Genomic DNA, 26,294 nt, shown 5'->3' on the forward strand with positions numbered 1-26,294 from the left:
AGTGGCCGAATAAGTGAGGTTGGGCTACTACCCGAACTGCGTCAGCGTTCAGTTTGGGCCGCTGGTACGGCGGGCTGCCACCGCTCCAGTTCCCCCACAATTTCGCTGAACAGCGGCCGGGTTGCGGGTTCCGGCGCGATACATTGCTGCTGCAGCTGCCCCCACGTCGCGAGCGCCGTTGGCTCAGCCGCTGCCTGGCTGTGTTCCAGCAGCTCTTCCAGCAGGCAGCCGAAGGCCCGGACTTCCAACCGCTGCAGCGCGTTGGCCGCAGCGGTATGGCTGGGGTCGAAGAAGCAGGCCGCCCCAAAATCACCCAGCAACGCCTCGCCTTCGGGCGTATTCAGGATGTTGTGAGCGTATAAATCGCCGTGCAGGATGCCTTGCGTGTGCAGATGCGCCGCTGCGGCCGCGATGCCGTGCGCAATGCGCCACGCCGTTTCCGGACGGAACGTGGTACCGGGCCGGTACACGTCGCGGGTGCAGGTTTCAAAGTTGGGTGGCCCCGCCAGGTTGCCGAATGCGGGGTCAATCAGCTCCAACACGAGCCCTTCGGCTCCGGCCGGATGCCCACCCAATTTGCCTTCCACGGCAATCAAATTGGGGTGCGCGCCGGCGCTGATGCAGGCCAGCATCTCGCTGTGCGGCAACCCGTCGCTGGTGACTGCGCCCTTGAATACTTTCACGGCCACCTCGGCCGGCGCGGTGCCCCCGCGCTGCCACCGTGCGCGGTAGATTACCCCGGACGCCCCTTCGCCCAATTGCTGTTCCAGTGCCAGCAGTCCCCAATCTATCGTTTGGATGGGGTGTTTAGCTACCGCCGCCGCTTCGGCCCGCGCACAGAACGGGTTGCCGGCGTAAGCCAGCCACGCCAGGCGCGGCATGGTCAGCAGCCACGCGGGTAGCTCGGCAAGTTGGTTGGCGGCGATGCGCAGCAGCTCCAGCTTCGTGCAGTTAGCCAGATTATCGGGCAGTTCGGTCAGCTGGTTGCCGGCCAGCATCAGCTTCTGCAGCTGCGTGCAATTCCCTATTTCCGGCGGCAGCGCTTCCAGGCGGTTATCGGTGAGAATGAGCCAGCGCAACGCCGGCGTGAGCGCCGCCGCCGGCAGCGTCCGAATCTGATTGGCCTTGAAGCCCACCATGCGCAGCTGCGGGCATTGGCCCAGCACGGCGGGCACTTCGGCAAACTGATTATCAGAGCAAAACAGCACCCGCAACTGGTGTAGCCGGCCAAAGTCATCCGGTAAAGAGGAGAGGGCGTTGCCGGTGAGATTGAGGATTTCCAGCGTATCAGCCAGGGCAAATATTTCGCGGGGAAATTCAGTCAGGTCAGCCGAAAGATTGAGCTGTTTGGTGCCAGCGAGCTGCCCGGCGCGCAGTTGGTCGAGGGTATGCATGGGGGCAAAGGTCGGCCGGCTGGGCGGTACGGGCTATCACCAGCAAAAAAAGAACGTCATGCCGAGCGCAGCCGAGGCATCTCGCGTGGGGTAGTAACCAAATCGGTTGGTTTACTACCCCACGCGAGATGCCTCGACTGCGCTCGGCATGACGTTTTCTTAGCGGCATTGTGGTTCGCTAATCAATTATCGGGAATACGACGGGTGGCTCATCCAACAATGCCGAAGCGGATAGAGTATCAGCCGAACCAAAGGCCGATTTCAATGTAAAGAAAGGCTTGATTGGTTATGAATTCCCACCTATTGATGCGAATGGAAAACTTACAAACAGGTTAGTTTGTTTTTTCACACCTCCACCACTTCCCCCGTGCCGAAATAATAAATAACGCCGCGCACCTCCGCGTACCCCAACTGCTCGAATAGCGTGGTATAATTTCGCAGCAGCCGCTGGTGTTTCTCCTGCGGCGGGGGCAGGCGGAAATCGAGCAGTGTGACCCGGCCGCCCAGGCGGTGGTGGGCTTCGAGCGAGGGTTCGAGCACAATGCGGTCGGGCTTGTAGTCGCGCAGCTTCACGCCGCCCACCAGGATTTCGCGCTCCGTTTCCACGCTCAGGTGCGGGGCGAAGTAGGGGGCCAGGCGCGGGTCGCCCACCAGTCGTTCGAGACTTGCTACCAGCTCCGGCCGCTCGCGGGTGCTGAGGATGCCCTCGGCCACGAGCTGGCTGGCCACGCGGCCCACGTGGGCGGCCGTGAGCAGGCGGCGTAGCGCGAAGTGCAGCTTGCGGTTCCACTCCCCCTGGGCCTGCTGCTCGTCAAAATCAAAGAGAGCGGTGGCATGGCGGCGCAGCTTCAGGCGGTTTTCCCAAGGCGCGGCGGCCAGGTTCGTTAACTCATAACTATTAGCTAATGGCTGATGACTAATAGCTTTTGCAGCGGCGGGCGTGCCTTGTGAAACGATAAAAGATACTTGCTCTTCCTGCCACTCGCCGCGCCCCAGCAGGTAGCCGTGGAGCAAGTCGGCCACGGTGCGGGCCGTGGCGGTGGGAGCAGTCGCGTCCGTTTCTTCCGTCGCCTTGGCGCTGCGCTTCTCCTCCGGCCGCTTGCTGATGACGTACAGCCGGTGGCGCGGCCGGGTAAAAGCCACGTACAGCGTATTCAGCCCTTCGAGAAAGGTTTTCTCGCGCTCTTCGTCGTACTGCGCCCCCAGTACCGTCTGTTGAATGCCCTTGCTCAGGCTCACCACCGCCACGTCGGGCATGAGCTCGATGGGCTTTTGGCCCGCCTCCAGATGCCCCCACAGCAGCGTGCCCCGGTGCGGCTCCAGGCTCCAATCGGCAAAGGGCACGATGACGCACCCATACGCCAAACCCTTGGCCTTGTGCACCGTGGTGATGGTGATGGCCGCCCGCCCGCCCGGCGCATTAATGCTGATGCGCCCCTTGCGCTCCTCCCAATGCGTGAGGAAATTGCCCAGGTTGTTGCCAAATTTCAGGCTGTATTCCAGCGTCAAATCGAGGAAGCGGAACAGGTAGTCGCTTTCGCCGTTGCGCCCCAGCAGGCCGAACAAATTCAGGAGCCGCTCGGCCAGCTCGTAGAGGCCCAGGTTGCCAGTTATTCCTTCGTGCACGTCGTAGCCTAGGTCGCGCAGCTCGTCAAAAAACGACGTGCCGCCCGCGGCGTTGGCTACTTCGGCAATGTGCCGGGCGCGGGCCGGGGTGGGGGCCAGCCCGCGCACCACCTTGTCCACAAGCAGCAGGGCCTCGGCCCGCGCCAGCGTATCGGCCGGCTGGTGTAGCACCCGCAGAATGCTCACCAGTAAATTCACTACCTCCGCAAATTCCAGCGCCAGTGAATCAGCCGAAATAATGGCGTAGCCCCGCTCTTTCAGGAACTTGGCAATGGTCTTGCTGGCCCCCCGCGTACGGCACAGCACCGCGATATCGGCCAAGTCGTAGCCGTCGCGCAGGGCCTGCTCCACCAGCTGCAGCGTGAGGTAGCAGGTGCTTTCGTCGTAGCCCAGCAGGGTGCCGGGCGCGTGGCCGGGCAGGACTTCGGCCGTGTAAGCGCCAGCGGCTGGGTCGTAAATCAGCGCCGGTGCATCCTTTTGGGTGAATAATAATTCAACGTGTCCCTGCTCCGCTGTACTCAGGGAACTCGGTACCTGCTGGCCGAAATGCTCATCAAAAATCCCGGTCACCAGCCCCAGCGCCTCGTGCCGGTCACTCACCGCTTTAAAAAAAGTATTATTGAAATCGACAATCGCGCGCGCCGACCGGTAATTGACTTGCAACGCTTTCGCCTCCAGCTTGCCATTAAACGACTCGTAGCGGGCCCGCAGCAAGTCGCGCATCTCCGGTTCCCGCGCCCGCGCCACCAGCGCCGCCGTGTTGCCTTGGTGCAGGCGCAATATCTGCTCCATCTCGCCCCCGCGCCAGCGGTAAATAGCTTGCTTGGCATCGCCTACCGCCAGGCTGGAATGGCCATTTGCCAGCGTATTTTCCACCAGCGGCAGGAGGTTATTCCACTGTAACACCGACGTGTCCTGAAATTCATCAATCAGGATGTGCTCGTATTTCTCGCCTAGTCGTTCGTATAGAAATGGCACTGGTTCCGTGAGCACAATGCTGGCAATACGCCGGTTAAATTCCGATATTAAAACAACGTTCCGCTCCCGGCTAATTTGCTCTACTATTTTATTTAATTCACTCAGCAAAGAAGCGTGAAATAGATATGGCTGCATTGCCGCCAATAATAAATAATTTGGCAAATAATCTTCGCGTAATTTATCCAGTGTCGCCACCAAATCGGTCAGCGGCTGGCGCACCGCATCCACGCGGGCCTTGTCGGCGGGTGCTTTGATTTTTCCGCCGTACCATTTGTCCTCGGCCAGGGTTTTGCGCACGTAGCTGTTCGGGCCGGTATCGGCTTGCAGTAGCGCCACGCCCTTCTGCACGTACTGCCCAATACCACTCTTACCGTAGTACAAGTCGTCTACGCTCACGTCGGCCTGCTCCAAAATCGCGGCCCCCACCTCCTGCGTCTGCGCAAACGCGGCTTCAATTTCCGCCCGCCGCGCGCGGATTTCCCGGTCCAGCCGCCGAAAATCGGCCAAACTCAGCTTGTCCAGCTGCGCCACCGCTTCCTGCACCGACTCATTAAACAGCACCCGGCCAAATCCGGCCAGCTCCTCCGGCAGCCGGCTCCAGCTTTTTCCCTCCTCGGCCTGCCCCAGCGCATACTCTGCCAGCGTTTGCGAGAGCAGCTTGCTATTCGGGTCGCGGTTCACCTTGTCCAGCAACGCGGCCACGGCGCTTTGCAGCACGGCGTCCGTATCCAGTTCCACCTCAAACGTGGCTGGCAAGCCCAACTCCCGGGTAAACGCCGTCACAATCCGCTGCACGAACGAGTCAATTGTGCTCACCGCAAAATCGGCGTAATGGTAGAGCACCAGCCGAAACGTGGCCGCCGCCCGCCGCCGCACCTCCGCTGCCGACAGGCCCAGTTCATCAGCTACCTCGGCCAGTAGCGTATCCGGTTCGCCTTCCTCATGGCGGGCAAAATCCCGCAACGCATCCACAATGCGGTGCTTCATTTCCCCCGCTGCATCGTTGGTAAACGTAATGGCCAGCACGCGCTTAAAATACGCCGGGTCATCGGCCCCCAGCGCCAGCAGCAGGTATTCTTTTGTCAATTGGTACGTCTTCCCCGAGCCGGCAGAAGAGGAGTAGATGCGGAAGGAGGGAGGCATTTAGTATGTTAACAAAGGACTGTGTCTTTAATATCATTTTAATTGATAATATCTTTTTTGTTACCAAGAATTAACATATTGTAATAAACTAAATAAAAATCGAATGCGGCTATTTCAAACCAATGCACGTAAATCGTCTTCATTTCAAAATCTCCCAAGCGTTGAGTACAGGTATTACCTCAAATTTATTTTCAACTTGGAGTTCCTTGCTTCTTAATAGCCATTCTTTATTCGAATAAGGGCCATAGATTTTAATCATAATATCGCCGGAATCGAATATATATATACCCAGCCTTTTTTACTGCTTTTTTTATGAAGTAATAACTCTTGTTTGCTCCAAGCTATTTTATCAATGTTTCTTAATGTGTCTAATGATTTGTTTGAGCTTATTATGACTAAATCAAATTGATTTCTATGCTGAATCAGTACACAGGATTCAGTTACAAGCTTGCTTTGTTGCCTGCAAGAAGTGGCACACAATAACACAAATAGAGCAAATAGCATCTTCATGATTGATACAAAAATTAGGCGTTAATATTCAGCCAACTCACCATCTCCGCCGTCACTCGCACCGGCCGGCCGCTCTTGGGGTCGAGCAGCACCCAGGTCGTTTCTGCCTCGCACAGCAGCACGTCATCGGCCGCACGGGTGAGGCGGGTGTAGCGCAGCGACGTGGCCCCGCTGGTTTCGCCCACCCAGGTGGTGGCCCGTAGCGTCTCGCCCGCGAAGGCCGGTCGCAGGTAACGAATCCGGTGCTCCCGCACCACCCAAACTATTTTGTCGCGCATCTCAGCCGGACAAATGCTCAGCCAGTGCGCGCCGGCTACATCCTGCACCCAGCGCACGTATTCCACGTTGTTGGCATGGCCCAAGGCATCAATGGCGTTTTCCGGAACTTGAAATTCGTGCGAAAAAGCGTGAGCGGGTGCGTCGGGCATACTATATAGGAGATGGGTGGGAGGACAAAGGTCGGTATCAGTTGAAAAAAATACCTATCGACTTGGTCATATGGAATTTCTGCCTATCTTTGACGTAACCTAAGAAACCAAGCCACGGTGGCCCAAAAGCTTAGGGAAACCCACAACACAACCACCATGCCCACCGGAACGGTAAAATTCTTTAATGAGACCAAAGGCTTTGGTTTCATCAAAAACGACGAAACTGGCGAAGACATTTTCGTACACATCAGCGACCTGCAAGTAAGCTCGATTCGCGAAAACGACAAAGTTCAATTTGAAGTAGCCCAGGGCAAAAAAGGCCCGAACGCTGTTAAAGTATCGCTGGTTTAGTCCTGCCTTGACTTTGTAATAAAAAAGCCCGCCATTGGTGGGCTTTTTTTGTGCCCGGTAGGGGGAGGCGGATTAGTGTAAATCAAAGCGTCATGCTGAGCGCAGCCGAATCATCTCGCTTGCTGTAGTAACTCATCGTTGAATAAATGATTGCTGCCACACGCGAGATGCTTCGGCTACGCTCAGCATGACCTTATTTTGGTTTTCTCTAGCTTTTTCAAAATAAAAATCCTACCTTTGCACCCGCATTTGAGGACGGCCCTAAGTCCGCGCAAGCCTAAGAGAGGCATAACGCATTGGCCGCATAGTTTTTTGGTTGTTTTTCCCGCCTGATTGTGACAAGGTAGAAGGAGGGGAAACGTCGCTGAGTACGGCTGTTTTCGGAGCGAGTCTCTTACCCCTTACCTTTTTCCACATTCATGGAAGCTGAAAAAATTGTAGTTCGTTTCGACGAACTAAACCTCTCCGAGGAAGTACAACGCGCCATCACCGAGATGGGCTACGAAGAAGCTTCAGCCATTCAGGCTGCTGCTATCCCCGTGCTGCTTGCCGGCAAAGACGTAATCGGCCAAGCCCAGACGGGTACTGGCAAAACCGCCGCTTTCTCCATTCCGGCCATTGATGGCGTGGATACCGAGAGCCGTGACGTACAGGTGCTTGTGCTCTGCCCCACCCGCGAACTAGCGGTGCAGGTGTCGGGCGAAGTCCAGAAGCTGGGCAAGTACAAGCGCGGTTTGATGGTGGTGCCGATTTACGGCGGCAGCCCCTACGACCGGCAGTTGCGTGCTCTGGAGCGTGGCGTGCAGATTGTGGTGGGTACCCCCGGCCGTATCATGGACCACATTGAGCGTGGCACCCTGAAGCTGGAGAACACCACCAAAATCATTCTGGACGAAGCCGACGAAATGCTTGACATGGGCTTTCGCGATGACATCGAGTTCATTCTGAGTAAGATGCCGAAGGAACGCCAGACGGTGTTCTTCTCGGCCACCATGAGCAAGCCCATTATGGAGCTCACCAAGAAGTACCAGCGCGACCCGCAGGTAGTGAAGGTGAACCACCAGACCATGACGGTGAGCAACGTGGAGCAGAGCTATTACGAGGTGCGCGGCCCCCAGAAAAAGGACGTGCTGACCCGTTTGCTCGACATGTTCAACCTGAAGTCGACCATCGTATTCGCCAACACCAAGCGTATGGTGGACGAAATTGTGGCTGATTTGCAAGCTAAAGGCTACTTTGCCGAAGGCCTGCACGGCGACATGGGCCAGCAGCAGCGTCAGAATACCCTCGACAAATTCCGCAAGTCAACTATCGAAGTACTCGTAGCCACCGACGTAGCTGCCCGTGGTATCGACGTTGACAACGTAGAAGCAGTAGTAAACTACGACCTGCCGGCTGACGAAGAATATTATGTTCACCGCATCGGCCGCACGGGCCGGGCCGGTAAGTCGGGCAAAGCTTTCACGTTTGTGAGCGGCCGCGACATCTACAAGCTGCGTGATATCATGCGCTTCACCAAGGCCCAGATTAAACTGGAGCAGGTGCCGTCGTTTGCCGATGTTTCGGAAGTAAAAACCACGCTGTTCCTGAATCAAATCAAGGAGCTTATCGAAAAGGGCAATCTCGAAAAATACGTGGGCCGCGTGCAGCGCCTGCTCGACCAGAGCGAAGAAATTACTTCGCTCGACATCGCCGCCGCACTGCTGAAAATGACGATGAAGGAGGATAAGAGTGCTCAGCAGAGCCTCGACGCCAGCAAGGCGGCCGGTACGGCCCGCCCCGGCTTCACTCGTCTGTTCGTAACGATGGGCAAGAAGGACCGGATTCATCCCCGCGACATCGTGGACCTGATTTCGGAGTCAAGCAACCTGACTGGTGCCAAAGTAGGCGATATCGCCCTCTACGACAAGTTTAGCTTTGTGGAAGTACCGTCGGAATATGCCGATGAAATCGTGGGTAAACTGGGCCGCACCAGCATCCAGGGCACCCCGGTCAGCTTCAGCATTGCTACTCCCGTTCAGGAAGGCGCAGCTAAGGAAGAAGGCTTCAGCCGCACTGGCGGCGGTGGTCCCGGGGGCTTCGGCGGCGACCGTGGTGGTGAGCGCCGCTCGTTCGGTGGCGACCGCCGCGAGGGTGGCAGCGGCTACGGCGGTGGCTACAAAGGCAACCGTGACCGCGAAGGCGGTAGCGGTTACGGCAATAAGCCGGCCTATGGCAACCGCGAAGGTGGTAGCGGCGGTGGTTACAAAGGTGGTAACCGCGAAGGCGGTAGCGGTTACGGCAACAAGCCGGCTTACGGCAACCGCGAAGGTGGCAGCAGCTATGGCAACAAGCCGAGCTACGGTGGCAATAAGGCCAGCTACGGGGATAAGCCCAGCTACGGGGATAAGCCCAGCTATGGTAACAAGCCGAGCTATGGCAACAAGCCCGGCGCCGGCGCGCCCCGCGAGTACGAAACGCCCCGCACACCTCGCAACGAAAGCTTCGACGAATAGCGCGTTGCTTCAGTCAGTCCATTAGAATTATTCCGATTTCTTGTGCGCTAATTAGCTATTCATTATCCGATTGAAGTGTTTATTTTTTAAGGTACTATCAGTTATTGACAACAAAAAAGCCGCTCAATTGAGCGGCTTTTTTGTTGTCAATAACTTCGTGTTATTCTGATGTATTCGCAACAGCAGAATTACTTGGCTGAATCACGCAACGACTTGATGGCGTTGTGGGCTGCCTGCACGCCTTGGTACTGCTTCTCGATAACCGACTTAACGGGAGCGGGCAGGTCTTGGGCTTTCAGGGCGGTTTGGTAGGTTTTCACGGCGTAATCCTCACCGCGCTCGCACTCGCTGAGTACGGCTTTATTGTCCTTATTGGTCAATGCGGCTTTGAGGTCAATCCAGGCGCGGTGGACAGTGGCGGTTGCGGAGCCGCTTTCGTCTGGCGTAAGGTTCAGCTTAAACATTTGGTCCTCAATCTCGGTGAGGTACTCAGCGCGCTGGGCAGCGTATTTTTTGAAGGTGTCTTTCAGACTGGCATCCTCTACGTCGGTCATGGCGTCGGCATAGCCTTTCTGGCCATCCTTGAGGGTTTCAACCAATTCGTTGAGCAGGGCTTGGGTTGCTTTGGCTTCCATGTGGAAAAAGGAATAAATGAAATGAAAACTTACCCTACTCTTTACTGCCTCGTTGCCGCGAAGGTTACAAACACTACTGTCAATGCAGGCTTGGGAAATGGACCTCACTTCCTCAGTTCTCCATCCGTTTTGCCATGGCTTGGCCGGCTAGAAAGCCCGTAGTCCAAGCCGCCTGAAAGTTGAAACCACCCGTGATGCCGTCAATATCCAACACTTCGCCCGCGAAATACAGATTAGGCACCCGGCGGCTTTCCATTGTTTTTAAGTCAACTTCGGCCAGTGTGATGCCGCCACAAGTCACGAATTCTTCCTTGTATGTCGTTTTGCCTCGTACCGCCAGAGATGTGCGCAACAGTAATTCAAGCAACAAATTCTGCGCTTTAGCGGGTAGGTCGCTCCAGCGAATATCCGGGGTAATGCCAGCTTGCTCCGTCAGGTTGCGCCACAGGCGTTGGGGCAAGCCAAATTGGGGATTGGAGGCCACGGTCTTTTTGCCATTTTCCTGCCGGAACTGCTGCAGCCAGGCCCGCAGGGTTTCGTCAGAAAACGAGGGAACCCAGCTGATTAGCGCCGTGCCCACGTAGCCCAGTTCGTGTAGTCGGCGGGCACCCCAGGCCGAAAGCTTGAGCACGGCCGGGCCGCTCACGCCCCAGTGCGTAACCAGCAGCGGGCCTTCGTAATGCAGTTTTTCGCCGGCCAGCACCACGCGGGCCTGGGGCACGCTCACGCCCATCAGCTCGCTCAGGGGTGATTGGGGTACATTGAAGGTAAATAACGACGGTACGGGCTCGGCAACGGTGTGGCCCAAAGCCCGCAACCAGTCGTAGTTAGCACTTTTAGGATTACCGCCGGTAGCTACCAGCAAGCGGCGGACGAGCAGTTTGCCACTGTGCTGAGTTGCGCCGCTGCCGCTTAAAGTCAGCCGAAAGCTACCATCTGCCAAGGGCTCAATGGTCTCGACGCTGGTACTGGTGAGAATGCGTACCCCGGCCTTACGGGCGGCGTCTTCCAGCGCCCGCGCAATGGTTTCGCTGGAATCGGTGGTGGGAAACATGCGGCCGTCGGCCTCCGTTTTCAGAGCCACACCCCGCTTGGCGAACCAGGCAATGGTTTCGGGCACGCCAAACTGTTGGAAAGCGGCTTTAAGTGGCTTGCTGCCGCGGGGGTAATGGGCCGCCAGCTGGGTGGGCGTGTCGCAGGCGTGGGTCACGTTGCAGCGCCCACCGCCCGAAATACGAACTTTACTGAGCAGTTTGCCCGTTTTTTCGAAGAGGATGACCGATAGATTGGGGTTGGCTTCGGCACAGGCGATGGCCCCGAAAAAACCCGCCGCGCCGCCGCCAAGCACGGCCACAACGGGGGAAGCTACTGCATTATTCACTGGGCAAAGGTACGCCGGACGTGGCAGTCGGGTAGGGCTGCCTAACAGTAGGGAAGGGCCGCCAGCACATCATCGTGCTGAAACTGGTAAGGCAACAAGCTGCGGACCAAACTGCTATCGATGGTTTTGCCGGTAGCCTCATGCTCGTCCTTAAACGTGGGCGACTCCAGCTTCAGAAATTGGGCGGCCAACGGGTAAAAATTCCGCCGCAAAGGGTGCTGGGCCGCACACACGTTGAAGGTGTGGCCCCAGGTTTCGTGCTTGATGATGGCCGCCAGCACGCCCACCACATCGGTAAGATGCACCAGGTTTACGGGAGCGTTGCCCTGAGCAAGTTCGCGGCGACCGGCTAGGAAGCGCCCGGGAGCTCGCCCAGGGCCAATTAACCCGCCGAGGCGAACCACTGTGCTTTTCCACTGGCCGTAGCGCGGCACGAAATGTCCTTCGGCGCGCAAGATATCCGAAGCCGCGTCGCGGGTGCTAATAGCGTCGGATTCCCGCATTTCGCGGGCCTCGTTGGGGTAAACGCTGGTAGAGCTCACAAACAGCACGTACCGGGTGCCGGCGGCGGCCACGGCGCGGTGCACGGGCCGTAGCAACGTGGGGTAGGCCCCGGTAGCAGCAGTGCGGGGCGGTACGTTTAGGACCAGGACATCGGCCTGGGTCAACAGGCTGTGGAGCAGGGCTTCACCTGGCGCGCCAAAGTTAGTGCCGAGCTGCAGCAGATGCGCCTCAATACCAGCGGCCTGCATACCGTCAATGTTTTCGGGCGAAGTGGTGGTGCCTAATACCCGGTGGCCAGCTGCTACCAGGCTGCGCGCCAAAGCCATGCCCAGCCAGCCACAACCGAGAATTAATACAATGGGGGGCTCAGCTCCAGAAGATTCGCGCGAGGAGCCCTCAGAATTGGAACTAGTCATACATCAGCCTCTACGTGTGTTTTGGAGGTACGAAGGTGCGAAGAAATTGCGTAACCCTATATTCAACACCGAAAATAAAAAAGCGAAGTTTCTGGCTCTGCCTCCTAATAATCGGACCAGCAGCCTAGTACCTTCGGCCCGCGGATTACGCCGCGCTCCTTAATACTTTATCAGCTTGCGCATGACAACTCCCTACACCCAGCCCATGCTGCGCGACAATGCGCTGGCCGGCAAAACCATTATTGTAACTGGCGGAGGCACCGGCCTGGGCCGGGCCATGACCACCTACTTCCTGCAGTTGGGGGCCAACGTTACCATAACCAGCCGAAAGCTGGACGTGCTGGAAAAAACCGCCGATGAGCTACGCCAGCAAACCGGTGGTAAAGTCTTGGCCATTGCTTGCGACGTGCGCAAGTACAATGAGGTGGAGGCTATGCTGGAGCGAACAATTCAGGAGTTTGGCGGCGTCGACGTATTGCTGAATAATGCGGCGGGCAACTTCATCAGCCCAACGGAGCGGCTGTCGCACAAGGCTTTCGATGTGATTGTGGACATTGTACTGCGTGGGTCTTACAACTGCACCCTAGCCGTGGGCAAGCGCTGGATAGCTGATAAAAAGCCCGGTACCATCCTCAATATCGTGACGACCTACGCCTCGGTAGGGTCGGCGTTTGTGGTACCGTCGGCAGCGGCCAAGGCTGGCGTGCTGGCCATCACCCGCTCCCTGGCGGTAGAATGGGCCAAATATGGCATCCGGTCCAATGCCATTGCGCCGGGGCCGTTTCCGACGGAAGGTGCTTGGAGCCGCCTCTTCCCCGAGCCGCTGGCCAGCAAGCTCGACCCGGCAGCCAGCGTGCCGCTCAAGCGGGTGGGCCAATACCAGGAGCTAGCCAACCTGGCGGCCTATTTGGTGTCGGATTTCTCAGCCTATGTCAATGGCGAAGTCGTAACCATTGATGGCGGTGAATGGCTGAACGGAGCAGGCGAATTTAACAAGCTCGAAATGCTGACCCCCGATATGTGGGACCAAATTGAAAAAACAATGCGTCGCTAAACGCTTGGTTTATTGAATAGACTTGTTCCTAAATTAGCAAACGTACATATAGAACGTCATGCTGAGCTTGTCGAAGCATCTCTACCGCATCGTTTGGGTGTCGTTCGGTAGAGATGCTTCGACAAGCTCAGCATGACTGCTAATTTTTCTCAGCGTTTCTTATTAGGGAACAAGTCTAATAGGCAACTATTGAATATAAAGCTATTCAGAAAGTCGAAAGCACGTCATACTCATCTGGCGTCCGCGCAGCCGAATCATCTCGCCCGCTTCGTTGAACCGCTCACACGAAGCGGGCGAGATGCTTCGGCTGCGCGGACGCCAGATAAGCATGACGTTTCAATTTAGCTTTGATTAATTCTTAAACATCTTCTATATCAGGGCTTTAAATACAATAAGCTGCTCATTGAGCAGCTTATTGTATTTAAAGCCCTGATATAGAATTCGAGCCTGTGAAAGATTACAATTTGTATTCTTTGTAATCTTTCGTGAATTCGGCTAAAGGAATGTTTTGATTGGGAACTACGTCAGAGAATTCAAACTTTTCGAATAATCCTTTGTCATCGTTTACCTGAACAACCGTTGGCAAATAGGTTTTGCTATCCACGCAAACAATAGTGCGACGGCCGTAGGAATTAGGCACCTGCAGCACTTTGCCTTCCGGGATATTATCGCCAATACTAAGTCCGTTGCGCTCAACTACACGGTATTCGCCACAGCCAAACCGTTCGGCTACCGTGGAAATGGTTTCGTTCTTGCCGGCTTTGTAGCTTACGTATCGGAACTGCGGATAATCGGACCGTAGCACGTAGCCGGGACGGCCCTGCAGCACCGTGTCGCCAACGAGCCGGAACGAGCGGCTGAAGGAGTTGTCCTGCCGCAGGCCGGTGGTCCGAAGCAGGTCAGAAATCGTACCGAAGCCCGCCTGTAAAGCGGTGTGGTGCTGGCTGCTCCGCATGAGCTTGCCCTTGGGGTCGAGGCTGAGCGTGACGTAGGGAAAGCTAGCTGGATACACCCACGCATCGCCGCCGTTCTGGCCGGCCACCCAAAGGACTTCAACTCCTTTCTGGTTTTTGATATAGATGCGTAATGGTTTGTACGTCAGTTTCATGGTGCTGCGGGTCTGGTTGATGTTTCCACCAATTCGCTCCTGGGCCTTCACGGTGCAACGCAGGGTTTTCAGGTTCTCGATAGCCGCACTCAGGCGAGTGCTGAGCTGCTCGGTGGTGAGGGCTGGCGGGGCGGTGGGGGCAGTAGCTCCTACCAGCGCCAATGCTCCAACAGCTAAAGCGGCGCGAAATGGAATAGAAGAAACGTAGGGAGCTAACGAAGCGAACATAGAATAAAAATCGGGTGAGTGCCAAACTGCCGATTAGCGGTAATCAATTAAGGCTAATCGGGGGGAAGCGCGAGGATGCGCTGTCAAAAATAAATAGCTCATCAATTTCCACGCCATGTAGGTACGGGTATAGCGGAAATTGCTCAATTACGGCTTGAACAACGGCCGAATCGTCGCCATTCATCGTAACCCAGCCCCGGCTCCGGTTGCTGATAATAGCGTAAACCTCCACCATTTTGTCGGCAAATAGCTGGTTGATGAAAGTTCGGTGCTGGGGAATAAGATTAATGAACGCCCCGTCAAAAGCATCCGGTAAGCGCAGAGAAACAACAAACTTAGGCATAAAACAGGGTGAGCTACAGCGGCTCTCAGGTTGGTGTACGTGGTAAAAGACGCAACACTTTGCGTCTCGTGGTTGCGGACGTTGATTAATTGGTTCAAGTCCGGCTGTTCAGCGACGAGGCGCAACCTATGCGTTGCTACATCGCCCAACAATTGCACACCAAATGGAGAATCGCTCTAATTGATAAGTTAATGCTTGCGGTCTTTAGAAAGTTGATAAAAGCGCGTTTGTCTGGCCCGGTAGCATGTGGTTGGTGCTTTGGTGAAATTACTGTGCGGCTTGACGCAAAAAAAGACTCCCTTACGAATCCGAACACAACGACAAAAGCCCAAGCTGACCTATTGGTCTGGTTCGGGCTCTTGCGTTTTTATGGTATCTAGGAGTGTCCTAATTCAGCTGCGCTGGACTGGGTGGCATCGCCGAGAGCCGGCCGGGCAGCTGCGTTGGGCAAAGCAATTGCCGTGCGAGCCGGCGGGCGGTGGGCCGACTCTTCCCACTCGTGAAAGCGAAGAATTTCGCTCTGGAATTTGCCCACAAACCAACTGACGAGGCTGAGGTCGTCGAGGAAACCGACTACGGGAATAAAATCCGGAACCAAATCGATAGGCGAAAGCACGTAAAGTAACACGGCCAGCCCGGAAATAATGGTGCTGGTCGAAATTTCACGGTATTCGCCACTGATGTAGCTGCGCACGAGGCGCACAAGGGTTAGGGCTACTTCGAAGAGTTGACGGAATTTATTGGTCTTACGTTCTTTGCTCGTCAGTTTGTTGGCCACTTCGTTGAGGACCGTTACAACTTTAAAAGGACGCCCCAGTAATTGAGTAGCTCGACCAATAAAGACATTGAAAAGAGCGTTTTTTGAGATTTTAAGGCCTTTGTTGAATAGAGATGACATATTGAAACATGAGAGTGGTGAGGCGGGGCTTACGCGCGACCGCTCTCCCGCGTTGTTTTAAGTTAAAGAAAGCCCATGCCGCGCCTAGCGTTCAAACAGCGGCGTAGTACCGCCCACCCAGTCTTTATCTTTGTTGAAATCGACGCCAATCATTTCGCCCCGGCTCAATCGGCTGAGGCCCGTAAGCAATTGCGGGTTAGCCTCACCATCGGGCCAGATATACAGCAGCCGAATTTCGCATTTTACTAAACCATCGGGCGATTGCACCACCGGCTCGTAGGTTACTTTGCGCTGCAATAAATAATTATGCTTGTCTGGCAGAGCATCCAGCTCAGCAGCCGTAATGTGGAGGCGTACGCCAGCTCCGGCAAAGGAAAATAGTGGCTTCAGAACATAGTTGGATAGGTCTGGTGGGTAGCTGCTTAGGTCCTGTAGAAAGTGGCTGGGCGGCACGAATTGACCTTGTAGCAACGGCAGCGTGTACTTGCTGACACGGAAAAACCAATTAGGATGCCCCACCCAACTTACATCTACGTCTTCGGTTAAATTAAATTCGGTATTTAATTCGGGATAACGTGCTAATTCGTCAAATATAATACGGTTATAAATACGAGTGATTGGAAGTAATTGTCCTTGTTTCTTGTAAAACAACTTCCGTCCTTTCCTGCGAATTTTCGTTAGGCAAACGGTTTCAACACCCCAGAGTTTGTTGGATAACGCAAAATCGATACGCGTTTTTTGCTGCTCCGGAAATAGCTCCAGTAAAATAACATTTTCGGCAGGTTGCCCGCCCAGAATAAACTGACGCATCCGGGTCTGGTACGCCTCAAAATCGGGTACTGTCAGGAAAGGAGAGACCGAATCAGGGATGGGAAAAAACCGACCAAACTCGCCTGGGAGCCAGGATTGAAAGGCGTAGAGCGAGGGAAAGCCCTGCATCTCAATAAGCTGCGGTTCTAGTTCGCCATTACTATTTCGGCACACCGCAAAATCAAACGTCAGGAACTCGGGGCGCTGGCTTTCATTCGGTACCCGCTGATGCGGTGGAATCGCCGCTTCGGTTAATTCTTTGAAATCCGGCCGCTCAATTACCTTAATGATACTTTCGCCGGCCGCAATCAGTTTATCGCGTAGCTGAGTTGGAACAAACACCGGCGTTTCCGCTACCCGGAATTCGAGCTGTCCCGGCAATTGACGGTCAATGTCGGCCAGCATCTGCTGGTAGCGGGCGGGGCTAAAGGCCGCGTTGTAGGTTTGGCGGTATTCCGGAATCATGGGCAGGGCAACGGCGGCCAGGGCCGGCTAAGCAGTGGTAAGCTGAGCCACCTGGGCTACGGCTCGTCGCAAAAAGGTAGGTAGGATAATTGATTCGGTATGCTCAATGGTGTCCGGGTCAGCAAGTAAGCGGACCATTTCGTCGTACTTAATCTCACCGTAAGCGGTGATAACCTGCTGCTTGCGCTCATCGGTGAGCATGTAGCGGAGCATGCCTTCGCCATCGGCTTCGGGGTGAAATTGCGTGCCAAGTACTTCCGGAGTGAAGCGAATGGCCATCACTGCCCGCGCCAGGGGCACATGCGGACGTTCTTTTTCCAGGCACAGCACTTCCGCTCCCAACTCAGCAAGACGGGCGTAGTTGAGGTGGGCCAGCTGATAGTCGCGGGAATCGACGACGAAGAAGGGTTCGGGAAGGCCTTCAAATACGGGTTCGGATTGGCCAGCCGCCGTGAGGTGTACCGGCAATACCCCGAACGAGGTGGACTTGCGACGGCTTACCTCACCAATGCCCAAATGCCGGCTCACCAACTGAAACGAATGGCAAATCAGCAGCAGGTGCTTCTTGTGGTCGTGCGTCTGGTTATGAGCTAATAGCGAATCGATGAACGCAAAGTACCGGGGCTCCCAGGCTTCAGATGAAGCCAGCGGGCTGCCGGGGCCACCCGAGGAAATGTAGATATCGTAGTTCAGACCAGGTATTTCGTTCTCGGCGCGCACATTGAAGGTGTCGACGCTGAAGGGGAGGCCGTTCTCGATTGCCCCACGGCTGAGCAGCTGTCGGATGCAGCGCATACCCTCGTTGGGGGCATTGTTGTACATATCAAGGATGGCAATACGAATAGAAGACATAAAATCAGGGAGCAAGCGGCCGAATGAATCCGGCAAACAGAGGGATGCGAATCGGCTGTGTTTTGTATAAAAATATGAAAATGACTGATTTATACAGATTCAGGCTTGAGGAAAGTCGCGCTCAATACTGGCTAAAAACAGATAACGCCAACCGTGAGGTTGACGTTGCCCCAACAAAGATAATTGTCTTACAGCCCGTAAGCCGTTTCAGCTAGAATATAGTCGACCACTTTGTGCAGGTCATTGGTTTCGCGGAATACCTGCAGCTGACGGTCAGCGCCGGTGCCCATCTCCATCATTTTCAGCACGTATTCTACTTCGTGGCGGCTACCGAGCTCATCCACCACGTCGTCGATAAAATCGAGTAACTCTAGAATCAGGTTGCGGGTTGGTACTTCCTCCTGCTTGCCAAAGTCAATCATGCGCCCGTCGATGCCGTAGCGGGCAGCCCGCCACTTGTTCTCCTTAATCAGGGCGCTGCGGTAGATGCGGAAATTAAGATTCTGGGTTTTGAGCTTGTATATTTTGGCCACCAGCGCCTGCATGATAGCAGCCACGGCAATGGTTTCATCGGCGCGCATCATCATGTCGCAAATGCGGTATTCGATGGTATCGAAGAACGGGTGCAGGCGCAAGTCCCACCAAATCTTCTTGCCGTTGTCGATGCAGCCGGTTTTCACCAGCAGGGCGATAAACTCATCGTAGTCGCTCGCGCTGTGGAAATAACCCGGAATGCCCGTGCGCGGAAACCGCTCGAACACCTTGGTGCGAAAGGATTTATACCCGGTTTCGCGGCCTTCCCAGAAGGGCGAATTGGTGCTCAAAGCGAACAAGTGAGGCAGAAAATACCGCAGCGCGTTCATCATGTACACGCCAATATCCCGGTTCTCGATGCCGATGTGCACGTGCATACCAAACACCAGGTTGGAGCGGGCCGCTTCCTGCAGCTCCTCCACAATCTTGTCGTAGCGGACATCGGGCGTAATGGGCTGGTCCTGCCAGCGGGAGAAGGGGTGCGTGCCGGCAGCCCCAATCTTGAGGCCCTGCTTGTCGGCCAATTCGATAACGTGACGGCGTAATAACAGCACCTGCGAACGCGCCTCGTCGATATTATTGCAAATAGTGGTGCCCACTTCCACCACCGCCTGGTGCATTTCGGCCTTCACCTGCTCTTGCAGGGTCATTTGGCCACCCTCCACTATCTGCGACAGATGCGAGCGCAACTCCCGGGTGGTGGGGTCAATGGTCTGAAATTCTTCTTCGATTCCGAGCGTGAACTTGGGCAGTGACATATGCAGCGGGTATTAAAGGACGGGGCCAGTGGAAACCGGCCCCGTCCGGAATGAAGCTGGAAGCGAAAAATAAAGAAGAAAACCCCCAAGCCGGTTGGCTAGAGGACTTAGCTGGAACTCTTGGCTGATTTTTTAGCCGGGGTCGTTTCTTTCGGAGCTGCGGCTTTTTTTGCGGCGGGGGCCTTGGCAGAGGCTGGTTTGGCAGCTGCTTTGGGCCGGGCGACGGCCGTGGTGGGGTGCACAAACGTACCCCAGGTCAGATTGTCCTGGCCGGGCTTTTGGGCTTTGGCGCGGGCAATGGCCAGGTTTGCCGCGGCTTCCACTACCCATTCAAAGTTTTGCTGGCCCACGGAGTTCACGTCGGCATCCGGCGCGGGGTTGCCGAAATCGATAGCCAGCGGAATGCCATCACGCACGGCAAACTCCACGGTATTAAAGTCATACCCCAAGCCTTTGTTGAGCTTCAATACGTAGTCTTTCATGGTAGCCAAGAGCTTGCGGCCGGCCTCACCGGTCGTTTTCATCTCGGTGGCGTAGCGCAGGTGCGGTTCGTTGCGGGGTTCGTAGGGCATGATGAGGACTTCTTTGCCCCCAATGCAATAGCACCGGAAATAATCGGTAAAGTCCACCGCCTCCTGCAGCAGCATTACCAACTGGCTGGTTTCGGCGTAGGCCCGGAAAAAATCATCGGGTGACTCCAGCTTGTACACGCTTTTCCAGCCGCCACCGGAGTGGGGCTTCATGTAGGCCGGGAAACCGATGTGCTGGAAAGCCGCGTCCCAATCCATCATGCCCAGGTTGCGGAAACTGCCCTCGCTGGTGTCGGCAGGTCGCTCTTTGCTGGGCAGGAGCAGGGTTTTGGGCACGGGCACGCCGAGGCGCACAGCCAAGGCATTATTAAAGAATTTTTCATCAGCCGACCACCAGAAGGGGTTGTTAATCACGGCTGTACCCATGAGGGCAGCATTTTTGAGGAAGGCGCGGTAGAAGGGCACGTCCTGCGAAATCCGGTCGATGATGACGGCGTAGTCGGAGGCAACGTGCTGCTCTACTTGGTTAATGTGCACGAACTCGGCGCGAATGTCGGCCGGGGCCTTTTCGTTTACGCGGTCGACGAATGCTTGGGGGAAGGTGTTTTCCTGGCCGAAAAGGATGCCGATTTTTTTCATGCTAAAGGGGTTTGGTGCTTGGTGTAAGAAGGGGCGCAAGAAGTGATTTGAACGGTCATGTCGAGCGCAGCCGAGACATCTCGCCCGCTTCGTTCAACGATTGGTATAGTTCTGCACGCGAGATGTCTCGGCGGCGCTCGACATGACGGTTTAAGACACGACGGCCTTTAAACAGTGTTAAGGTATTGCGGGAACATTTCGCGCCACACGGGCCAGTCGTGGTCGCCGAAAGGCTTCACATCCAGGGTGTAGTGAATGCCTTTCTGGCTCAGCAGGCTGGCCATCTGAAAATTCGACTCTTTGCAGAAATCGTGCTCGGCCGTGCCCAGGATGATATTCATCCACTGGAAATGCTCGCTCTGCGCATTGGGCAAATACTCGGGCGGGTTGTTGAAATACACGTTGTCGTCGTGGTAACCGTCCACAAACTGGCTGATGTCAAAGGCCGCTCCCATCGTGAAAAGGTGCGCTACCTGACTGGGGTGGCGAAACGCGAAATTCAGGGCCTGATAGCCTCCAAAGCTGCATCCGGCTACACCAATCTTGTCGACGTGGCATTCCTGCTGCAGCAGGGGCACTAGTTCCTCGCTCAGAAACTGGTCGTACAAAACGTGATTCTGTACGCGCACGGCCGGGGGCAGGTGCTTGGCATACCAGGAATACTGGTCGATGCTGTCGATGCAGTACAATTTCACGCGTCCGGCTTCAATGAGCGGGCGGGCCGCTTCGATGAGCTTGAAATCGCGGGCTTCGTATTCCCGGCCGCCGGAGGTGGGGAAAATCAGTACCGGATACCCCCAGGTACCGAAAACCAGCATGTCGATGTCCTGGCCGAGATGGTGCGAGTAAAAGCGGCGATGTTGTTCCTGCACGATGATGGGAAAAGGGTGAAGCGGCAACACTTACTCAAGCGGCAAGGCAAACTAATAAAGAAAAGCGGAACAGTGCCAAGTAGCACCAAATAAATTCGGTGCGCCGTCCCGACTGCGACCGGCTGCGTTACTTTGTCTGATGCTTTTAGAAACCACCAACCCACTTACGGCACCTTCCGCACCACGGCTGGCTCGGGCGGTGCTTTTTTCCCAATTCTTAGTGCGGGAGGTAGAACTGAGCGTGCTGCTGCCTCCGCTGGCTACGGGCCCGGCTCCGTACCCGGTGTTGTACCTCAACGATGGCCAGGACCTGGAGCGGTTGGGTCTGCCGGCCACGCTCGCGGCGATTTATGCCCGGCAGGCGGTGCGGCCATTCGTGCTGGTGGCCATTCACGCCAACGAGCAGCGTGTGCAGGAATACGGCACCGCCGGCCACCCCGATTTCAACGGTCGGGGCAGCCAGGCAGCGGCTTATTCCGATTTTGTATTACAGGAGCTATTGCCTTATTGCCAGGCTGCTTACGAGGTTTCTGCCAAGCCGGAAGACGCGGTAATGGCGGGGTTCTCATTGGGCGGGCTGTCGGCGTTTGACCTAGTATGGCATCACCCTGAGGCGTTTAGCCGGGCCGGGGTTTTTTCGGGCTCCTTTTGGTGGCGGCAACGCGCCGTAGGAGCCGGCTACACACCCGCCGACCGCATTATGCACGGCCTGGTACGGGCCGGCCGCTTGCACCCAAATCATCGGTTCTGGTTCCAGACCGGCACCCTCGATGAGCGCAACGACCGCAACGAAAACGGCGTCATCGACTCCATTGAGGACTGCCTCGATTTGATGGAAGAGCTGATTCGCCACGGTCTCGATGCCCAGCAGTCCATTCGCTACGTGCAGGTGGAGGGTGGCCACCACCACCCTGATACCTGGGGGCGCGTCCTGCCCGATTTCCTGCTCTGGGCCTTTGGGCAGGAGGGACGCCGGGCCGAATTACCCCGGCCGTTGCCCATGGTGCGGCTGCAGCTCAACCCGGCCCTGGCCCCCACTATTCTGCTAGCCACGGCTGATATTGCCCCTGCGCAAGCAGCCGTTCCGCTGGTATTGCCATCTACTACCCGCCTGGTCGGGCAACTTCCGCCCGCCGCTTCTGTCATTGCACCTCACTCCAATACACCCATTATGCCCATCACCCGCCCCGTCGAAGGCGATTTTCTGCCTTATTCCGCCGGTTACATCAACCTCGTACCGCTCGACGCGGACCCACGCGAAGTCCTGCGCACCCAACCAGCCGAAATCCACGCCTTATTTGCCAACCTGAGTGAGGAGCAGACCGAAAAAGCCTACGCGCCCGGCAAATGGACCCTCAAGGAAATGCTGTTGCACCAGATTGACTCTGAGCGCATATTCGCGTACCGGGCCATGCGCTTCGCCCGCGGCGACAGCCAGGACTTGCCTGGTTTCGAGCAGGATGACTACGTGAGCCACAGCGCCGCCAATGAGCGCACCGTGGCCAGCCTGCTGGCCGAGTACGATGCTACCCGCACCGCCACCGTGGCCCTGTTTGATAGCTTCACCGAGGAGCAACTGAACTGCCGCGGCACTGCCAACGGCGGTCCGGCCACTGTGCGGGCGTTGCTCTACATTGTGCCCGGCCATGAGCGCCATCACCTCAACATCATTCGGGAGCGTTACCAGCCCATTCTGTAGGTGTTTTCGGTAAAACTTCTACCTTCGCCCGATACAACACCTCGGCTCGGCCGTGCGTTGAAATACCCGTAAACCAACTTTCACTTTTATACACTTTTCAATCATGGCCAAAGCGCAAGACGCCCGCAAAGAAAAAAAGAAAGAACCCGTTAAAACCACGAAGGAAAAAAAGGCGGAGAAAGACGAAAAGAAAGTGGCCCGCGCCCGTAAGCAGGAATAAGAACCCCGGATTTTGGGGCTTCTTCTTGCGAACCCCGCAACAAAAACAGAAAAGGCCCGCTGATGCGGGCCTTTTCTGTTTGAAGGTAATATGTTCATTCGTGCATCAAATACTGCAAATTTGTGGTTCAGACAGTATAGTATGGCTCCTTTTCCTTATCGTGGTGGCGGATATAACCGTGGAGGACCAGCTTAATCAGGGTTTGATAAGCGCGGCGCTTGCCAAAATTCACCAGCTTCATGAACTGGGCCAGGGTAATGCGGGGGTGGCTCTTCAGGTGGTCCAGCACCGCTAGTTCCTGTTTGTTAAGGGGGATTTGTTTGAAGCGGGGTTCCTCTGGATGCTGGCGGGCCAGCAGTTTTTCGGTGAGGCCGCTGGTTTGCACGCTGGCGTCGCGCACGCGCACGTAGCCGCGCCAGTCGCCGGGGGCCACCTGGGCCCGGTGGGGCTTGTGGGGGCTTTCGGGCACAGTTACCACCAGCACGGTACGCCCGTCTTCTTCCAGCTCGCGGTAGTGCAGCGTGGTCAGTGGCGGCTCAATGTAGTGCTGGGCGGCATCACGCAACACGAATAACTCCTCCTCGGCATCGCGCACGCCTACCACGTGGCCGGCGTCGTCGACGCCCACCAGCACGTGCCCGCCCCGGGTGTTGGCCAACGATACCAGCGTGCGCGAAATCCGGTGCGGGTGGGTGGTTTTCTGCTTGAATTCCAGTTCCTCGCTTTCGCCCCGCGCTATTAGCTCCAATAAATCCATGCGTTTCTGTACGAATTGTCGGACAACAAAAATGCCGCTTCCAGCAAAGGAAACGGCATTTTCAGTTAAAATGTTGGACTAGTGAGCAGTCCGAACACCGGACGCGCCTTAGAAAGGCAGGTCGTTGTCGTCGTCGCTCGCGATAGGAGCGGCCGACGGCTGCGCACGGAGCGTAGGGTTTTGGTTTTGGGCTGCCGGGCGGGGAGCCGCCTGCTGCTGCTGGCCACCGCCGTAGCTGGCACCACCGCCACCGCCGGCCTCAATCTTCCAGGCTTCGAGGTTGGTGAAGTACAGCATCTGGCCGTTTTTGTTGAAGCCACGGCCGCGGAGGTTGAAGGTCACCTTCACTTCATCGCCCATTTTGAAAGGGTCGATGAGGCTGGTTTTGTCCTGAACCATCTGAAACTTAATATGCTCGGGATACTGGCCGTCCTGGACTTCCAGCACGAACTCACGCTTGCGAAACTTCTCGCTTACCTGCTGTTCGTCAAATATTTCGTGCAGCCGGCCGGTTACGTCGTATGCCATAAAAAGGGGGTGTTTTTTGATTTGTAGACTTGAACATCAAACCTACGAAAAAAAACGCAAGCGGCCCGTCCGCCGTTCCCTCCGGCTACCTTTGGGGCTACTTTTCTTCGCTTTTTTACTCCTTATTATATGTTCGCACTCGCCATCCACGGCGGAGCCGGTACCATTGCCCGCGCCTCCCTCTCGCCCGACGACGAAAAGCGCTACCGTGCGGCCCTTGAAGCAGCCATCGGCATCGGCTACGATTTGCTGCGTGATGGTGGGGCCGCCCTTGATGCCGTGGAAGCCGCCGTGCGCAGCCTCGAAGACTGCCCGCTGTTCAACGCGGGGCGCGGGGCTGTGTTTACCCACGACGGCCACCACGAAATGGATGCCGCCCTCATGAGCGGCCACAACCGCCTGGCCGGGGCCGTAGCCGGCGTGCGCCAGGTACAGAACCCCATTCGGGCCGCCCGCTTGGTAATGGAACAGACTGAGCACGTGCTGCTGAGCTACCCGGGGGCCGACGAGCTGGCTCGTGAGCACGGCCTGCCGCTGCAACCCGTGGAATATTTCTTCACCCAAAAGCGCTACGACCAACTGCAGGACGCCCTTGCCGTGGGCAAAATGCAGCTCGACCACGCCGCCGACCCCAACTGGAAAAAGGGGACCGTGGGGGCCGTGGCCCGCGACCAGCACGGCCACCTGGCCGCTGCTACCAGCACCGGCGGCATGACCAACAAACGCTACTCCCGCATCGGGGATACGCCGCTCATCGGGGCCGGCACCTGGGCCGATACGCGCTGCGCCATCAGCTGCACCGGCAACGGGGAGTACTTTATCCGGGCCGTGGCGGCCTACGACGTGGCCTGCCTGATGGAATACAAAGGATTGTCGCTGGAAGAAGCGGCCCGTATTGTGGTGCAGGACAAGCTCGCGCCCGTGGGCGGCGAGGGCGGCCTGATTGCCGTGGATGCCGCCGGCAACGTGACGCTGCCGTTCAACTCGGAAGGCATGTACCGCGCCAGCCGGGTGGAAGGGGGCGGAGCTATGGTAGCTATTTATAAGGAGTAGAAATGTTAAAAAAAGGGTGAGCGGCCGCTGTGGCTGCTCACCCTTCGGTGCAGTTCGTCGTTTCAGCCGAAGGCTGCTTATGCCACTTTTGCTTCAGGAGCAGCGGTAATGGACAAGGCGATTTGGTGGGCTTGTGCCTCTTTGCTGACGTAGAATTTTCGCTCGCGCATGTCGTACACGTTGCCTTTGGCCAGCACGTGCATGGTGATATTTTCGATGGAAATCACGGTGCCCTTCTTGGCGGCGGCGGTGTTGTTGTGCTGGATATTATGGCCGTCGAGAATGATAACCAGGTTAGAACCAATGGTTTCAACCAGGTTGCCTTCGGTGATGAGCACGCCGGTGTCTTCGCCCAGGCCAATGCCAATGAGCTTAGGGTGCAGGGCCACCGACTCGATGAGCCGGCCAAACCGGCCGCGTTTCACAAAGTGCGAGTCGATGATGGCCGCTGAGAGCAAGCCCAAGCCCGTGCCCATTTTTACGGCCCCTTTCAGCAACGCATCGGGCACTGAGCCGCCACGAATCATCAGGTGCGACATGGCCATGGCTCCGGCGCTGGTGCCGGCAATTACAAAGTTGGGCTCGGTGATATAGCGCTGCGTCATGCGGTTGAGGAAATCGGTTTCGCCGAACATCTCGCGCAGACGCGACTGGTTGCCGCCCGAGAACATGACCACGTCGGCGGCCATCAGGCGCTCCAAGTACTCGGGCTGCCGGGCATCTTCGGGCGTGCGAATGTCCATGATGCCCACATTCAGGCAGTTGAGCATAGCGTAGGAGCCCGTGTAAACTGGGCCGACCTCCTCCGGAATCATCGAGGCCGTGGTAATGACTTCGATGCGCGGGTCAAGCTTGCCCGTTTCGAGCACAATACGCTTAAGAATGCCTAACTCAAAAAAGTTGAGGTAGTATTTGCGGCGGGTCCGGGGGTTGGGGTAAGTGCCCTTGTCCTCGTTGCCGCCGACGGCGATGAGCTTGCCGAGCGGAATGATGGTTTTCAACGGATAGCGGAAATTACGGAGTGATGCAGAATAGTAGGCGCCAAATGGCGGCCAGTGGGAGTTGAGCCCGGGGCAAAGTTCGGG

The 26,294-nt window shown here is 56.4% G+C and carries 22 protein-coding genes; 5 read left to right on the forward strand and 17 right to left on the reverse strand.

Annotated features, from left to right (window positions below):
* Positions 1 to 41 precede the first annotated feature (41 nt).
* The 3 genes from IEW17_RS01085 to IEW17_RS01095 all read right to left on the reverse strand — a co-directional run bounded on the left by IEW17_RS01085 (position 42) and on the right by IEW17_RS01095 (position 6,079).
* Positions 42 to 1,394 (reverse strand): leucine-rich repeat-containing protein kinase family protein, encoded by a 1,353-nt coding sequence (locus tag IEW17_RS01085; protein WP_188560171.1) that lies wholly within the window; start codon positions 1,392 to 1,394, stop codon positions 42 to 44.
* 345 nt (positions 1,395 to 1,739) lie between these two features.
* Positions 1,740 to 5,141 carry a UvrD-helicase domain-containing protein gene (locus tag IEW17_RS01090; protein ID WP_188560172.1) on the reverse strand — a complete coding sequence of 1,134 codons (3,402 nt, stop codon included), beginning with the start codon at positions 5,139 to 5,141 and terminating at the stop codon, positions 1,740 to 1,742.
* Between the two features lie 524 nt (positions 5,142 to 5,665).
* Complete coding sequence (locus IEW17_RS01095) at positions 5,666 to 6,079, reverse strand: acyl-CoA thioesterase (RefSeq protein WP_188560173.1); 414 nt, start codon at positions 6,077 to 6,079, stop codon at positions 5,666 to 5,668.
* A gap of 156 nt (positions 6,080 to 6,235) precedes the next feature.
* Here IEW17_RS01095 and IEW17_RS01100 point away from each other — a divergent pair, with 156 nt between their 5' ends.
* Complete coding sequence (locus tag IEW17_RS01100) at positions 6,236 to 6,430, forward strand: cold-shock protein (RefSeq protein ID WP_035564390.1); 195 nt, start codon at positions 6,236 to 6,238, stop codon at positions 6,428 to 6,430.
* A gap of 419 nt (positions 6,431 to 6,849) precedes the next feature.
* Positions 6,850 to 8,925, forward strand: coding sequence for a DEAD/DEAH box helicase (locus IEW17_RS01105; RefSeq protein WP_188560174.1), 2,076 nt, complete (start codon positions 6,850 to 6,852; stop codon positions 8,923 to 8,925).
* 188 nt (positions 8,926 to 9,113) lie between these two features.
* Here the strand turns inward: IEW17_RS01105 and IEW17_RS01110 are convergent, their stop codons facing one another.
* From IEW17_RS01110 to IEW17_RS01120, 3 genes are all read right to left on the reverse strand, one after another.
* On the reverse strand, positions 9,114 to 9,560 hold the full coding sequence (locus tag IEW17_RS01110; RefSeq protein ID WP_188560175.1) for a PA2169 family four-helix-bundle protein: 447 nt from the start codon (positions 9,558 to 9,560) through the stop codon (positions 9,114 to 9,116).
* A 112-nt stretch (positions 9,561 to 9,672) separates the two neighbouring features.
* A complete protein-coding gene (locus IEW17_RS01115; protein WP_229748715.1) occupies positions 9,673 to 10,941 on the reverse strand; it encodes a BaiN/RdsA family NAD(P)/FAD-dependent oxidoreductase in 1,269 nt (422 codons plus the stop codon).
* 41 nt (positions 10,942 to 10,982) lie between these two features.
* The gene (locus tag IEW17_RS01120; RefSeq protein WP_188560176.1) at positions 10,983 to 11,771 is read right to left on the reverse strand and encodes a Rossmann-fold NAD(P)-binding domain-containing protein; all 789 of its coding nucleotides are present in this window, start codon (positions 11,769 to 11,771) and stop codon (positions 10,983 to 10,985) included.
* A gap of 271 nt (positions 11,772 to 12,042) precedes the next feature.
* On the opposite strand from IEW17_RS01120, the gene IEW17_RS01125 reads away from it, so the two are divergent.
* On the forward strand, positions 12,043 to 12,915 hold the full coding sequence (locus IEW17_RS01125) for an SDR family oxidoreductase (RefSeq protein ID WP_188560177.1): 873 nt from the start codon (positions 12,043 to 12,045) through the stop codon (positions 12,913 to 12,915).
* Positions 12,916 to 13,372: 457 nt separating this feature from the next.
* On the opposite strand, the gene IEW17_RS01130 is transcribed toward IEW17_RS01125, so the two are convergent.
* The 8 genes from IEW17_RS01130 to IEW17_RS01165 all read right to left on the reverse strand — a co-directional run bounded on the left by IEW17_RS01130 (position 13,373) and on the right by IEW17_RS01165 (position 20,952).
* Positions 13,373 to 14,251 (reverse strand): LysM peptidoglycan-binding domain-containing protein, encoded by an 879-nt coding sequence (locus tag IEW17_RS01130; RefSeq protein WP_188560178.1) that lies wholly within the window; start codon positions 14,249 to 14,251, stop codon positions 13,373 to 13,375.
* Positions 14,252 to 14,294: 43 nt separating this feature from the next.
* Complete coding sequence (locus IEW17_RS01135; RefSeq protein ID WP_188560179.1) at positions 14,295 to 14,594, reverse strand: hypothetical protein; 300 nt, start codon at positions 14,592 to 14,594, stop codon at positions 14,295 to 14,297.
* 376 nt (positions 14,595 to 14,970) lie between these two features.
* Entirely contained in the window at positions 14,971 to 15,372 is a 402-nt protein-coding gene (locus IEW17_RS21390; protein WP_373286146.1) for a YkvA family protein, read from the reverse strand.
* Positions 15,373 to 15,576: 204 nt separating this feature from the next.
* Positions 15,577 to 16,767, reverse strand: coding sequence for a hypothetical protein (locus IEW17_RS01145; RefSeq protein WP_188560181.1), 1,191 nt, complete (start codon positions 16,765 to 16,767; stop codon positions 15,577 to 15,579).
* 27 nt (positions 16,768 to 16,794) lie between these two features.
* Positions 16,795 to 17,619, reverse strand: coding sequence for a type 1 glutamine amidotransferase (locus tag IEW17_RS01150; protein ID WP_188560182.1), 825 nt, complete (start codon positions 17,617 to 17,619; stop codon positions 16,795 to 16,797).
* 188 nt (positions 17,620 to 17,807) lie between these two features.
* Positions 17,808 to 18,905, reverse strand: coding sequence for a carboxylate-amine ligase (locus IEW17_RS01155; protein ID WP_188560332.1), 1,098 nt, complete (start codon positions 18,903 to 18,905; stop codon positions 17,808 to 17,810).
* A 113-nt stretch (positions 18,906 to 19,018) separates the two neighbouring features.
* Complete coding sequence (locus tag IEW17_RS01160) at positions 19,019 to 20,080, reverse strand: ATP-grasp domain-containing protein (protein ID WP_188560183.1); 1,062 nt, start codon at positions 20,078 to 20,080, stop codon at positions 19,019 to 19,021.
* A 167-nt stretch (positions 20,081 to 20,247) separates the two neighbouring features.
* Positions 20,248 to 20,952, reverse strand: coding sequence for an esterase family protein (locus IEW17_RS01165; protein ID WP_188560333.1), 705 nt, complete (start codon positions 20,950 to 20,952; stop codon positions 20,248 to 20,250).
* A gap of 220 nt (positions 20,953 to 21,172) precedes the next feature.
* Between IEW17_RS01165 and IEW17_RS20730 the strand changes: the two genes are divergently transcribed.
* Positions 21,173 to 22,651, forward strand: a complete 1,479-nt coding sequence (locus IEW17_RS20730; RefSeq protein ID WP_229748717.1) for an alpha/beta hydrolase-fold protein — start codon at positions 21,173 to 21,175, stop codon at positions 22,649 to 22,651.
* A 347-nt stretch (positions 22,652 to 22,998) separates the two neighbouring features.
* Here IEW17_RS20730 and IEW17_RS01180 read toward each other — a convergent pair whose 3' ends face one another.
* Together IEW17_RS01180 and IEW17_RS01185 are read right to left on the reverse strand one after the other, a co-directional pair.
* A complete protein-coding gene (locus IEW17_RS01180; RefSeq protein ID WP_188560184.1) occupies positions 22,999 to 23,628 on the reverse strand; it encodes an AlbA family DNA-binding domain-containing protein in 630 nt (209 codons plus the stop codon).
* Between the two features lie 108 nt (positions 23,629 to 23,736).
* Positions 23,737 to 24,156, reverse strand: coding sequence for a DUF3127 domain-containing protein (locus tag IEW17_RS01185; RefSeq protein WP_188560185.1), 420 nt, complete (start codon positions 24,154 to 24,156; stop codon positions 23,737 to 23,739).
* A gap of 129 nt (positions 24,157 to 24,285) precedes the next feature.
* Here IEW17_RS01185 and IEW17_RS01190 point away from each other — a divergent pair, with 129 nt between their 5' ends.
* Positions 24,286 to 25,209, forward strand: coding sequence for an isoaspartyl peptidase/L-asparaginase family protein (locus IEW17_RS01190; RefSeq protein ID WP_188560186.1), 924 nt, complete (start codon positions 24,286 to 24,288; stop codon positions 25,207 to 25,209).
* A gap of 77 nt (positions 25,210 to 25,286) precedes the next feature.
* On the opposite strand, the gene IEW17_RS01195 is transcribed toward IEW17_RS01190, so the two are convergent.
* A complete protein-coding gene (locus tag IEW17_RS01195; protein WP_188560187.1) occupies positions 25,287 to 26,210 on the reverse strand; it encodes a cyanophycinase in 924 nt (307 codons plus the stop codon).
* Positions 26,211 to 26,294: the final 84 nt, after the last annotated feature.

The organism is Hymenobacter frigidus (genome assembly GCF_014640435.1).
Classification (GTDB): Bacteria; Bacteroidota; Bacteroidia; order Cytophagales; family Hymenobacteraceae; genus Hymenobacter; species Hymenobacter frigidus.

Coding starts and splice junctions, on each gene's coding strand:
- IEW17_RS01085 (WP_188560171.1), bottom strand. CDS start 1,394: ATGCATACCCTCGACCAACTGCGCGCCGGGCAGCTCGCTGGCACCAAA.
- IEW17_RS01090 (WP_188560172.1), bottom strand. CDS start 5,141: ATGCCTCCCTCCTTCCGCATCTACTCCTCTTCTGCCGGCTCGGGGAAG.
- IEW17_RS01095 (WP_188560173.1), bottom strand. CDS start 6,079: ATGCCCGACGCACCCGCTCACGCTTTTTCGCACGAATTTCAAGTTCCG.
- IEW17_RS01100 (WP_035564390.1), top strand. CDS start 6,236: ATGCCCACCGGAACGGTAAAATTCTTTAATGAGACCAAAGGCTTTGGT.
- IEW17_RS01105 (WP_188560174.1), top strand. CDS start 6,850: ATGGAAGCTGAAAAAATTGTAGTTCGTTTCGACGAACTAAACCTCTCC.
- IEW17_RS01110 (WP_188560175.1), bottom strand. CDS start 9,560: ATGGAAGCCAAAGCAACCCAAGCCCTGCTCAACGAATTGGTTGAAACC.
- IEW17_RS01120 (WP_188560176.1), bottom strand. CDS start 11,771: ATGGCTTTGGCGCGCAGCCTGGTAGCAGCTGGCCACCGGGTATTAGGC.
- IEW17_RS01125 (WP_188560177.1), top strand. CDS start 12,043: ATGACAACTCCCTACACCCAGCCCATGCTGCGCGACAATGCGCTGGCC.
- IEW17_RS01130 (WP_188560178.1), bottom strand. CDS start 14,251: ATGTTCGCTTCGTTAGCTCCCTACGTTTCTTCTATTCCATTTCGCGCC.
- IEW17_RS01135 (WP_188560179.1), bottom strand. CDS start 14,594: ATGCCTAAGTTTGTTGTTTCTCTGCGCTTACCGGATGCTTTTGACGGG.
- IEW17_RS01145 (WP_188560181.1), bottom strand. CDS start 16,767: ATGATTCCGGAATACCGCCAAACCTACAACGCGGCCTTTAGCCCCGCC.
- IEW17_RS01150 (WP_188560182.1), bottom strand. CDS start 17,619: ATGTCTTCTATTCGTATTGCCATCCTTGATATGTACAACAATGCCCCC.
- IEW17_RS01160 (WP_188560183.1), bottom strand. CDS start 20,080: ATGAAAAAAATCGGCATCCTTTTCGGCCAGGAAAACACCTTCCCCCAA.
- IEW17_RS01180 (WP_188560184.1), bottom strand. CDS start 23,628: ATGGATTTATTGGAGCTAATAGCGCGGGGCGAAAGCGAGGAACTGGAA.
- IEW17_RS01185 (WP_188560185.1), bottom strand. CDS start 24,156: ATGGCATACGACGTAACCGGCCGGCTGCACGAAATATTTGACGAACAG.
- IEW17_RS01190 (WP_188560186.1), top strand. CDS start 24,286: ATGTTCGCACTCGCCATCCACGGCGGAGCCGGTACCATTGCCCGCGCC.